Below are 11014 nucleotides of genomic sequence, written 5' to 3'. Positions count from 1 at the left end.
GCGAGGAGCTGCTCGAACGGCACCACCTCGTCGGCATCATCAGCGTCCCCGTCGCCCGGGGCATTCCGCCCCGTCCCGCCGGCCGCCGAGCCGGAGCCCGAGCCGCCACCCGACCCGGAACCCGAGCCGCCACCCGACCCGGAACCCGCGCCGGTCCCCGCCACCAGCCGCGCCAGCTCCGCCCCCGCCCGCTCGACGCGCGCAGGCAGCCCGCCGCCGTACGTGTCCGCCCCCGCGCCCCAGTCGTCCGTCGCCGCGAAGACCGCCGTCGGCAGCGTCAGCGCCCGCAGGTACGAGAACAGTGGCCGCATCGCGTGCTCCACGACCAGCGAGTGCCGGGCCGTCCCGCCCGTCGCCGCCAGCAGGACCGGCGTCCCGCGCAGCGCGTCCGGCTCGACCAGGTCGAAGAAGGACTTGAAGAGCCCGCTGTACGACCCCGCGAACACCGGCGTCACCGCGATCACGGCGTCCGCCCCCGTCACCGCCTCCAGCGCCGCCCGCAGCGCGGGCGACGGGAAGCCGGTGACCAGGTGGTTCGCGATGTCGACGGCCAGCTCGCGCAGTTCGACGACCGTGACCTCCGCCTTGACGTCCAGGGAGGTCAGTTCCCCCGTCGCCGACTCCGCCAGCCGGTCCGCGAGCAGGCGCGTCGAGGACGGCTTGCTCAGCCCCGCCGACACGGTGACGATCTTCAGCGTTTCCCTGGTCCTGGTCGGATCCATGGTCAGACCTCCCTGGCGTCGGAGCCGGTACGGGCCGCCTCGGCCGCCGGGTGAAGCGGCCCCTCCGGCACCTCCGCCGGCCGGTTCTTCGCGAACTCCGCCCGCAGCACCGGTACGACCTCCTCACCCAGCAGGTCGAGCTGCTCCAGCACCGTCTTCAGCGGCAGCCCCGCGTGATCCATCAGGAACAGCTGCCTCTGGTAGTCCCCGAAGGACTCCCGGAACGTCAGTGTCTTCTCGATGACCTCCTGCGGGCTGCCCACGGTCAGCGGCGTCTGCTCGGTGAACTCCTCCAGCGACGGGCCGTGCCCGTAGACCGGCGCGTTGTCGAAGTACGGCCGGAACTCCCGTACCGCGTCCTGCGAGTTCTTCCGGATGAACGCCTGCCCGCCGAGCCCGACCATCGCCTGCTCCGGCGTGCCGTGCCCGTAGTGCGCGTACCGCTTCCGGTAGAGCCGGATCAGCTTCTGGTAGTGCTCCTTGGGCCAGAAGATGTTGTTCGCGAAGAAGCCGTCTCCGTAGTACGCGGCCTGCTCGGCGATCTCGGGCGAGCGGATCGAGCCGTGCCAGACGAACGGCGGAGTGCCGTCCAGCGGCCGGGGCGTGGCCGTGAAGCCCTGGAGGGGCGTACGGAACTTGCCCTCCCAGTCCACGACGTCCTCGCGCCACAGCCGGTGCAGCAGCGCGTACTTCTCGATGGCGAGCGGGATGCCCTGCCGGATGTCCTCGCCGAACCACGGGTAGACGGGCCCGGTGTTGCCGCGCCCCATCATCAGGTCCACCCGGCCGTCGGCCAGGTGCTGGAGCATCGCGAAGTCCTCCGCGATCTTCACCGGGTCGTTGGTGGTGATGAGGGTGGTGGACGTGGAGAGGATCAGCCGCTCGGTGGTGGCCGCGATGTAGCCGAGCATGGTCGTCGGCGAGGAGGGGACGAAGGGCGGGTTGTGGTGCTCGCCCGTCGCGAAGACGTCGAGCCCGACCTCCTCCGCCTTCCGCGCGATGGTCACCATCGCCTTGATCCGCTCGTGCTCGCTCGGTGTCCGTCCGGTGGTCGGGTCGGGCGTGACATCGCCGACCGTGAAGATCCCGAACTGCATCGTGCTCACCTCTCGCTGGTCACTCACTGGCTATTGGTTGAATCTTAAACCGATTCTGTCCCGTACAACGGGGACCCCCCTCCCGCTATTCCATCCGTCCACGCGCGCCGCCGCCGTCCCTCCTGACGAGTGAACGCGATGACCGGAATGAACGCATCGCGACCACACAAGGCAACGGCTCGCTACGCTCCGCACCCGGACCAGGAGAGGATCTCGCATGCTCAAGACGGTACGGACAGAGGTACGGACAGAGGTACGGACTGCGGTACGGGGAGCCGGTCGCGGTCACCGGAGTGCGGCCGGGGCCGCGACCGCGCTCGCGCTCGTCACGGGCCTGGCGCTGGTGAGCGGATGCACGCCGGGCAAGGACGCCGCGCCCGCGCGTACGGACGACAAACCCGCCGTCGGCACCGCCACCGCACCCAGCCGGGCGCTGGTCGTGTGGACCGACACGATGTGCGCGACCACCGCGACCCTCGACGCCGCCCGGAAGCAGAGCGCGCAGAAGATCGAGGAACTCGCGCACCCCACGAACGACCCCGCGAGCGCCCACGCCCCCGCGTCCGCTCCCGACCCCGTACCCGGCCCGCCCTACCGCCCCGACGCCGGATTCACCGCCGACAGCTACCTGAAGTGGGCGTCGTCCACCGTGGAGGCCGTCGCCGCCGGCTACGCCGGGCTGCGGCCCTCGGGAATCCCCGCCGCCGACCGCCTGCGCGCGCAACTGGCGGCGGGTGTCGGCGAGATCCGCCCCGAGGTGACGAGACTGTCCGACTTCTTCGCGCTGACGAGCCTGTCCCCGGCGGAGAAGACCGGACGCGCCAAGCGGGTCGGCGCGCTGCTGGCGTCCTTGAAGCAGCCGCGCCCCGACCTGCCGGCCCTGGCCGCCAAGAACCCGGACCTGGCGACCGCGTACCACCTGGCGCCCCGCTGCGTCCCGTCGCCGGGGACGGCACGACCGACCGCACCGGCCGACCCGTCCCCGCAGCTGCCCCCACCGGCCGACGGCACCGACTTCGCCGCCTGCGCGGACGGCAAGTGCGAGATCCGGCTCACGCCGCACCCGGTGGACATCAAGGTCGGTGACATGAAGCTGACCGCGTGGGTGAAGAACAGGGTGGTGCGGCTGCGCACCGCGTACCCGACGGGCGGCTCCGGGTCGATGACCCTGGGCGAGGGCGGCAGGGGCACGTACGGCCGGGCGGGCGGCGAGACGGTCACGGTGACGGTGAAGCTGCTGCGCGTGGACGAGGCGAACGTGGAGTTCACCACGACGCGTGCGTAGGACCGGGCCTGCGGAACCAGGCCCGTAAAACCGGTGGAGTGGCGCCGCCGCGCGCCACTAACGTGCTGCCCGGCCAAGTCGTCTGGGCAAGGACGTGCCGTTGTACACCAAGTGAGACCCCCCGAGCGCTGATTCGTCGCGCGTCGCGCCTGCGCGCCGCGCTGCTTTTTGCTGCGGATTTCTCACTGGAACCGGTGTACTTCTGTGCTCACCACCTGGGTGGTCATGCCCACCTGCCTGCCTGTTGTCCTCCGACGGTGCCACGCGTGCCCGTCCGAACGCCTCCGGGCGAGCGGCAAGTTCCGCGTCAACGCCCATCACAAGCTCATCGACGCCTGGCTCCTCGCGCTCTGCACCGCGTGCGGGGGGACGGCGAAGCTCACGGTCCTGGAGCGGATGAACGTACGTTCCGTACGACCCGGGCTGCTGGCCCGACTGCACCACAACGACCCTTCCCTGACAGCCGAGTTGCTCCAGGATCCGGCCGTGCAACGCCGTAACCACATGGGCCTCGACTGGGCCGACGCGTGGCGCCTGGACACGGGCGAGCCCCCGGCCGCCCCGGACGACAACTCCGAGCCGATCGAGGTCTCGGTCCGCTTCACGGCCCGCGTCCCCGTCCGCCCGGCCCGGCTGATCGCCGAAGGCTTCGGCCTTCCGCGAGCCGAGGTCGAGCGCCTGATCAGGGAGGGAAACCTGGTGTCCACGATCCGGCTGAGCGGCAAGCTCTCCGGCGACTTCACCTTCACGCTCAAGCGCTGACGCTCAAACGCTGAGCCCCCCGTCGGCCCGGCCGGTCCCTGACGGCTTACGCGTCTTCGGCCTCGGCCAACGCCTGACGGGCGGCGAGCGCGACGAGATGTGTCCAGGCGGCGGGGGTGAGGAGGAGCGCGGGGCCGGTGGGGTTCTTGCTGTCGCGGACCGGGACGCGGTGGGTGGTACGGGCGTGAGCCGGCGCCCATTCCACGCAACCGCCGCCGTTGCCGTTGCTGTACGACGACTTGACCCACTCGGCATGGGTCAGATCCGGAGTGGTCGTCATGGATACCTCCGTGGTCGGCGCCGGCCGTTCAAGGCGATCGCTGACCAGGCGATCGCCGCCGGACATTGGCGACCTGATCAGTCCGCCTGACGCGCGGCGAACGCGACGAAGGTGGACCAGGCGGTGGGGGTCAGGAGGAGCGCGGGGCCGGTGGGGTTCTTGCTGTCCCGGACCGGGATGAGGTCACGGTGACTGGGTGCCCACTCAAGGCAGTTGTTGCCGCCGGTGCCGCTGAACGACGACTTGACCCACACAGTGTGAACGAGCTTGGGGGTGGTGCTCATGTTGGTAGCGCCTCCATTGCGGACTGGATCATGGCCGCCGATTCCTTGGGCGACAGGGCACACGCCCTGAGTAGATCGTAGGTCCGCTGGCGTGCCGTCACGACATCCTTTTCCTCGATCAGCGTCCCGGTGACGCTGCTCTCCTCCCAGACCATTTGCTCGCCGTTTCCGAGAGTCATCAGCTTCACCGAGCCCCCGGCCATGGCGTGTCCCCCATGCGCGAACGGGAGAACTTGTACGACGGTGTTGGAGGTGAGGGTCAGTTCGAGCAGCCGGGCGAGTTGCTCCCGCATGACGGCAGGTCCGCCGAAGGGCCGTCGTAAGACCGCCTCATCGAGGATGGCCCAGAAGTCAGGTGCCGGGTCGCCGGTGAGCAGGCTTTGTCGGCTCATTCGCGCCGCCACCAACTCGTTGATCTCGTCCTCTGTCGCTCGCGGATAGTGGACCTCGAACAGGGCTCGGGCGTACCCCTCGGTCTGGAGGAGGCCCGGCACCAGCTGACCGGAGTACTCCTGGAGCAGCCGCGCCCTCCTCTCCAGCTCCATCAACCGCCGGAACTGATCCGGGTGGAACTCGTTCCGCGCCAAGCCGTACAGCTTCACGAACAACCCGTCCGTACCGAAAGCCGCGTCCAGGCGTTCCGCGAGGTCCGGGGGGATCATCGCGTCCGCCGTCTCGTACCGCGCCAGCGAACTCTTCGCGTACCGGACCACACCCGCCAGACTTTCCAGGCTCATTCCGGCCTGTTCGCGAAGGCGCCGCATCTCTGACCCGAACAAATGCCGGGCCGAACGGTCGGGTGTCAGTTCTCGTGCTCGTGGTGCCATGCCAGGAACTCCTTATCCCCGTGGCCGGGTTGGGAGGGAAATGGCTTCTGATATTACGCAGAGTTGCCGATGCTTGTCGCACAGACGGTGACATTGCGATGACGGAAGGCGAATCCCCCCATGTGCGAGCGAGCCGCCGGCACGGCGGACGGTACGACGGAACTGGAGGCCACGGTCCACGGCGGCGGCTTCTGGCGGCTCGTGCCCGAGCGGATTCCCCGGATGTACGACCCCGTGACGGAAGAACTCCTGGAACGTGTGCTGGACGGATTGAGGCGAGTGGCGGAATGACTCAGAGCAAAGCGCGGCATCTCCTGGCGAGACTGACGGAGGAGTTCGGTACGGACGGCGTGCTCGTCGTACCGAAGCCCGAAACCGGCGACGCCGACCTTGTACCGGGGGCGGCCCTGCGCTGGCCCAAGTGCGAGTGCGGCCAGAAGCTGTGCCCCGACTACGACCCTCCGTGACACCGGCCGTGGCCGGGCAACTCAGCTGCCCCGGCGGGTACCGGTCGGGTAGCGTGCGAGCCATGTCGAGTCCTGAGTCGGACACGGTGGGGGCTTTCGGTCACACGCCGTCAGCCCCCTGAAGCCCCGAGCTCGTAGCCCTGTTGTCGCCGCCGCGTTCCGCGGCGGGACCGAGTGTGCCCGTGGGGCCGGCCGCGGTGACGAGATGACCTTCTCGTGCTTCTCCTCACCTCGGAGCCTTCGATGCCTTTTCCGTTGTACCTGCTCGCCATGGCGATTTTCGCCATGGGCACTTCGGAGTTCATGCTCGCCGGCCTGTTGCCGGACATCACCTCGGATTTCGGCCTGACGGTCGGGACGGCGGGTGTGCTCACCCCGGCCTTCGCGGCCGGCATGGTCGTCGGCGCTCCGCTGGTGGCGGGGCTTTCCCGCAACTGGCCCAGGCGTTCGGCTCTTCTCGGGTTCCTCCTGGCGTTCGCGGCGGCCCATGCCGCGGGGGCCGTCACGGGGAGCTTTCCGGTCCTGTTCGCCACCCGGGTCGTCGCCGCGCTCACGTACGCGGGGTTCCTCGCCGTGGCTCTGACGACTGCCGCGGCGCTGGTCCCGTCCGGCAGGAGGGGACGTGCGGTGGCGGTGCTTCTGTCGGGGACGACGGTGGCGACGATCGCCGGTGTCCCTGGCGGGTCGCTACTCGGCACGGCGTTCGGCTGGCGGGCCACGTTCTGGGCTGTCGCCCTTCTGTGTCTGCCCACGGCTCTCGGCATTCTGAGGGGAGTCCCGGCGGAACGCGTGAAGGACGAGGAGGCGGGCGGGTCGGCCTCGCTGCGCGGGGAGTTGGCCGTGCTGACCAGGCCGCGGTTGATCCTGGCGATGCTGCTGGGCGCGCTGGTGAACGCGGCGACGTTCGGCAGCTTCACCTTCCTGGCCCCTGTGGTGACCGACACGGCGGGGCTGGGGGATCTGTGGATCTCCGTGGTCCTGGTGCTGTTCGGCGCCGGTTCTTTCGCCGGTGTCACCGTGGCCGGGCGGCTGTCGGACCACCGTCCCGGGGCGGTCCTCGCGGTCGGGGGTCCGCTGCTGCTCGCGGGCTGGCCGGGTCTGGCGATCCTGGCCGACGTGCCGGTCGCTCTGTGCGTCCTGGTCTTCGTGCAGGGCGCGCTGTCGTTCGCGCTGGGGACCACGCTGATCACGCGGGTCTTCTACGAGGCGGCGGACGCGCCCACCATGGCCGGCTCGTACGCGACGGCGGCACTCAACCTCGGCGCCACCGCCGGCCCTCTCGTCGCCGCGACGACCCTCGACACCGGGGCCGGAAACCTGGGCCCGCTCTGGACGAGCGGCGCCCTGGTCGCGGTCGCGCTGCTGATCGCGTACTCCTTCCGCACCACGCTCACGACGACCCGAGGCCCCGCCGCCCGCCGGTCACCCGATCGTCTGCCGGGCCGCCCAGCCCGTGGACGACCCCATGACCTTGGTGCCACTGCCGGAGAGGGCCGTTCTGCTCCCGAGATGGATGCTGACGGAGCCGTTGGCGTAGAGGGCCCAGATGCCGGGGGATGGTGTCGGCGACGCCGTCGCCGGTGATGTCCTGGGCGGTGACGAGTTCTCGCGCCGCCCAGGGCACGGCGGAGAGCCGCGTGGCCTGTTCGACGGTCGCGCCGCTGTAGCCGGTCAGCGCCCAGAGGGCGTCGCCGATGGTGGCGAAGAAGTCGGTCTTGCCGTCGCCGGTGGCGTCGCCCGCGGCGAGGATCTGGGTGAAGGTGGCGGGGTCGGGGGCGCCGGGCGGGAGGAGGATCTGCCGGCGCTTGCCGATGTTCACGGCGCCGTAGCCGTCGCCGGGGTAGAACCACGGGGCCGCGTACCAGAACGAGATCAGCAGTACGTACGACGACACGACGGTGACCGTCGATCCCCCCGGCTCGACCTCCGCGACCACGAAGAGCGCGACCGACGCGCTCGGCCGGACCACGTCGGTCACGCACTACACCACCGGCGCCGGGGCGAAGGGCGCCGGGCGGACGACCGACTACACGTACGACGCGCGGGGCAACCGCACCAAGGTCACCGACCCGGCCGGCAACGTCTGGTCGTACGGGTACGACGTGCGGGGCCGTCTGACGAAGTCGACGGATCCGGACACGGGCGACTCCCTCACGGAGTACGACGACGCCGACCGCCCGGTGAAGACCACCGACACGCTCGGGAAGACCCTCTTCACCGAGTACGACGAGCTGGACCGTCCCGTCGCCGTCCGCGAGGGATCGGCCGACGCGGAGCCGGTCAAGAAGTTCACGTACGACATGGCGGGCGCGCTCGGCCTGCCCGTGGCCTCGACCCGCCGTGACGAGTCGGGCGGTGAGTGGATCAGCCGCGTGACCGGGTACGACACGGACTACAAGGTCACCGGGGACGAGACCGTCGTACCCGCCAACGCGATGACGGCGGGGCTGTCGGGGACGTACGCGTACTCCTACACGTACACCCCGACCGGAAAGCCCCTGTCGGTGACGCTGCCGGCGAAGGGCGGGCTGGCGGCGGAGAAGGTCGTCACGCGCTACAACTCCGACGGCCTGGCGGAGTCCACGTCCGGCGCCAACTGGTACACGTCGGACGTCACTTACTCCCCGTACGGCGAGCCGCTGCGCTCGGTGAGCGGTTCGCAGCCGTCGCGGGTCTGGACGACCAACTTCGTCGACCAGCACTCGGGGAGCCTCCAGCGCACGCTCACCAACACGGAGACGGCCGGCAATACGCCGATCGCCGACAGCACGTACGCGTACGACGTGTCGGGCATGGTCACCGCCAACGCGCGGAAGCTGACGGACGGCACCACTACGTCGTGGGACAACCAGTGCTACACGTACGACGCGCTGGGTGAACTGGTCCACGCCTGGACCTCCAACCTCACCCCGAACGGCTCCGGCACGGGCTGCCGTTCGTCGGGGGGCACCAACTGGGGCCCGCGATCCGACGGCGCCCCGAGCGGCGGCCCGGTCGCGGACGCGGCGTCGACGGCGTCCGACGCGACCAGCCCGAGCGCGGCACTGACGTCGTCCCTGGCGGCGGCGGCTCCTTCGGCGGGCACGGTGTCCACGACGGCGACGAGCGCGACGGCGTACCGCCAGTCGTTCACGTTCGACTGGCTGGGCAACCGCGCGACCCTGACCGAGCACAACACCGCGGACGCGACGAAGAACGTCACTCTGAAATACGGCTACGGCCGCGAGGTGGCGGGCAAGGGCATCGTCCAGCCGCACACCCTGTCGGCGATCACGTCCACGACGCCGGGCCAGGGCAGCACGTACACGAACAACGACATCGGCAACACGACGGACCGCGACCTCCCGGGCACCACCCAGGACCTGGCCTGGAACACGGAGAACAAGCTCCGCACGATCACGGTCAACGGCGTGAGGACGACGTACGTCTACGACGCCGAGGGCAACCGCGTCCTGGAGAACTCCCCCTCCGGCTCGACCCTCTACCTGGGCGAGACGGAACTGACGACGGACTCCACGGGCAAGATCACCCGCTCGTCCCGCTCGTACGGCCAGGCGGGCGCCCCCACGGTGGTCCGCACGACGGTGAACGGCGCGACCACGGGCCACAAGCTCAACGCCCTGATCACCGACCAACTGGGCACGGCGAACACGTCGGTGGAACTGTCGGGCACGCAACCGCTCACGCGCCGCGCGTACAAGCCGTACGGCGAAACCCGAGGCCCGAAGCCCACGACGTGGCCGAACAAGCGCAGCTACCTGGGCGTCGGAATCGACGACGCGACGACGGGCCTGACCCACATAGGCGCCCGAGAATACGACCAGGCGGCGGGCCGCTTCCTCTCGGCGGACCCGGTGATCGACATCGCGGACCCGCTCCAGATGAACGGCTACGCGTACAGCAACAACAGCCCGATCAGCAGCAGCGATCCGACCGGCCTGTGGATCGACAACGGTGCGGGCCAAAGCGAGCCCAGGGGAAACGGTCCCAAGGCCGCTCCCGAGCCGACCCCAGGCTCCGGTATCTCGCGCTCAACGGACGCCTCGGGCGTGGTCACGTACACGAACACCAAGACCGTCACGGTGACCAAGCCCGCCCCTTGCGACTGGAAGTGCAAGGCAATGGGGTGGCTGAAGAAACACGTCACGGTCGTCACCATCGTCACCGAGGTTGTTGTCGGCGTGGCCTGCGGAGCCGTGGCAGTCGGCGCCGGAGCGGCCACGGCGGGAGCGGGTGCGGTTGCGGTCGGGGCGGCGTGCGGGGCGATCGCGGGGGCGGCGGCAGGAGCTGTCGGCAACGCCCTTACCGACGACGCGGATCACAGTTTGGGCGGATACGCCGCCGCGGTTGGCATCGGAGCCGCGGTCGGAGGCGTCAGCTCAGTCATCGGCGGAGCCATCGTCAAGGGCGTGGCGAAGGGCGCCAAGGCGGTCGGCTCGAAGCTGCTGGGCAAAACAAGGGCGACCAATCCCAACTGCTTCCTCGCCCGCACTCCGGTTCTCCTCGCCGACGGCTCCTCGAAGAACATCGAGGACATCGAGGTAGGCGACAAGGTTCTCGCCACGAACCCGGTGACGGGCGAGACAAGTGCGCAGCCCGTCACCGAACTTCTCCCGTCCGAGGGCAAGAAGGAGCTCAACGAGCTCACCATCGCGACGGCCAAGGGCAAGAAGAAGATCACGGCCACGGCCGAGCACCCCTTCTGGGTCCCGAAGGAAAACGCCTGGGTCAACGCGGCAGACCTGAAGCCGGGCACGAAGCTCAGCACCCCCGACGGCACCATTGCCAAGATCGCGCACAACCGCCCGTACACGGACCACGTCCGGACGTACAATTTCTCTGTCGCGAAACTCCACACGTACTATGTGCTGGCTGGCGCTACACCAATCCTGGTTCATAACACGTGTGGGGAGGCTATTGTTCACTTGGATCACAAGGCGAAACATGCGTTGATTACGATCAAATCCGGTGACGAGGTGCTGAGTACCGAGCAGTTCGGTGGGCTAGGGAATCCCTCCAACGGGGTTGCGGAATTTGACCTTGCGAAACTCCCTTCAACTGTGCTCAATGTCCGCATACCGCTTCCCAATGCGGAGGCTGCAATGGCTTACGCCGAGGTGCAGATGGCGAAGACGGCGCGTGGCATTTACCCTGCCTACGACGAGACTACGCAGAGCTGTGTCACTTACTGTGCGAAGGTGATTCAAGCAGGTGGTGTCGGAGAGATTCCTTCCGAAACTCTGCCTGCAACGAGATGGCTCATCCAGCGGCATGGTTGAGAATCTGTATG

At 69.2% G+C, this 11014-nt stretch carries 11 protein-coding genes and 1 pseudogene; 6 read left to right on the top strand and 6 right to left on the bottom strand.

Annotated elements, in window-relative coordinates:
• Both GT042_RS01495 and GT042_RS01490 read right to left on the bottom strand, forming a co-directional pair.
• On the bottom strand, positions 1 to 722 hold a 722-nt coding region (locus GT042_RS01495), incomplete at its 3' end, for an FMN reductase (RefSeq protein WP_161306871.1).
• A 2-nt stretch (positions 723 to 724) separates the two neighbouring features.
• Entirely contained in the window at positions 725 to 1819 is a 1095-nt protein-coding gene (locus GT042_RS01490) for an LLM class flavin-dependent oxidoreductase (RefSeq protein ID WP_161306877.1), read from the bottom strand.
• A gap of 217 nt (positions 1820 to 2036) precedes the next feature.
• Here GT042_RS01490 and GT042_RS01485 point away from each other — a divergent pair, with 217 nt between their 5' ends.
• Complete coding sequence (locus GT042_RS01485; RefSeq protein ID WP_161306870.1) at positions 2037 to 3104, top strand: hypothetical protein; 1068 nt, start codon at positions 2037 to 2039, stop codon at positions 3102 to 3104.
• A 204-nt stretch (positions 3105 to 3308) separates the two neighbouring features.
• Positions 3309 to 3866: a DUF1062 domain-containing protein gene (locus GT042_RS01480; RefSeq protein ID WP_161306869.1), complete on the top strand. Its 558-nt coding sequence runs from the start codon at positions 3309 to 3311 to the stop codon at positions 3864 to 3866.
• A 46-nt stretch (positions 3867 to 3912) separates the two neighbouring features.
• On the opposite strand, the gene GT042_RS01475 is transcribed toward GT042_RS01480, so the two are convergent.
• The 3 genes from GT042_RS01475 to GT042_RS01465 all read right to left on the bottom strand — a co-directional run bounded on the left by GT042_RS01475 (position 3913) and on the right by GT042_RS01465 (position 5257).
• Entirely contained in the window at positions 3913 to 4146 is a 234-nt protein-coding gene (locus tag GT042_RS01475; RefSeq protein WP_161306868.1) for a DUF397 domain-containing protein, read from the bottom strand.
• Positions 4147 to 4223: 77 nt separating this feature from the next.
• A complete protein-coding gene (locus tag GT042_RS01470) occupies positions 4224 to 4430 on the bottom strand; it encodes a DUF397 domain-containing protein (protein WP_161306867.1) in 207 nt (68 codons plus the stop codon).
• The gene (locus tag GT042_RS01465) at positions 4427 to 5257 is read right to left on the bottom strand and encodes a helix-turn-helix transcriptional regulator (protein WP_161306866.1); all 831 of its coding nucleotides are present in this window, start codon (positions 5255 to 5257) and stop codon (positions 4427 to 4429) included. The genes GT042_RS01470 and GT042_RS01465 overlap by 4 nt, the downstream gene beginning before the upstream one ends.
• Before the next feature lie 120 nt (positions 5258 to 5377).
• On the opposite strand from GT042_RS01465, the gene GT042_RS01460 reads away from it, so the two are divergent.
• The 3 genes and pseudogenes from GT042_RS01460 to GT042_RS01450 form a co-directional block, all read left to right on the top strand.
• On the top strand, positions 5378 to 5548 hold the full coding sequence (locus GT042_RS01460) for a hypothetical protein (RefSeq protein ID WP_161306865.1): 171 nt from the start codon (positions 5378 to 5380) through the stop codon (positions 5546 to 5548).
• The gene (locus GT042_RS01455; RefSeq protein ID WP_161306864.1) at positions 5545 to 5724 is read left to right on the top strand and encodes a hypothetical protein; all 180 of its coding nucleotides are present in this window, start codon (positions 5545 to 5547) and stop codon (positions 5722 to 5724) included. Before GT042_RS01460 ends, GT042_RS01455 begins: the two co-directional genes overlap by 4 nt.
• Before the next feature lie 243 nt (positions 5725 to 5967).
• Positions 5968 to 7122, top strand: a pseudogene (locus tag GT042_RS01450) (Cmx/CmrA family chloramphenicol efflux MFS transporter); the annotation flags it as partial.
• Here GT042_RS01450 and GT042_RS01445 read toward each other — a convergent pair.
• Positions 7115 to 7618, bottom strand: a complete 504-nt coding sequence (locus tag GT042_RS01445; RefSeq protein WP_161306863.1) for a hypothetical protein — start codon at positions 7616 to 7618, stop codon at positions 7115 to 7117. The pseudogene GT042_RS01450 and the gene GT042_RS01445 sit on opposite strands and share 8 nt — an antisense overlap.
• A 4-nt stretch (positions 7619 to 7622) precedes the next feature.
• Between GT042_RS01445 and GT042_RS01440 the strand changes: the two genes are divergently transcribed.
• A complete protein-coding gene (locus tag GT042_RS01440) occupies positions 7623 to 11003 on the top strand; it encodes a polymorphic toxin-type HINT domain-containing protein (RefSeq protein ID WP_345943637.1) in 3381 nt (1126 codons plus the stop codon).
• The last annotated feature ends 11 nt before the right edge of the window (positions 11004 to 11014 follow it).

The sequence above is a fragment of the Streptomyces sp. SID3212 genome, from assembly GCF_009865405.1.
GTDB lineage: Bacteria > Actinomycetota > Actinomycetes > Streptomycetales > Streptomycetaceae > Streptomyces.
Note: the sequence above shows the minus strand (reverse complement) of the source record. Positions and strands in the feature narration are given on the sequence as shown.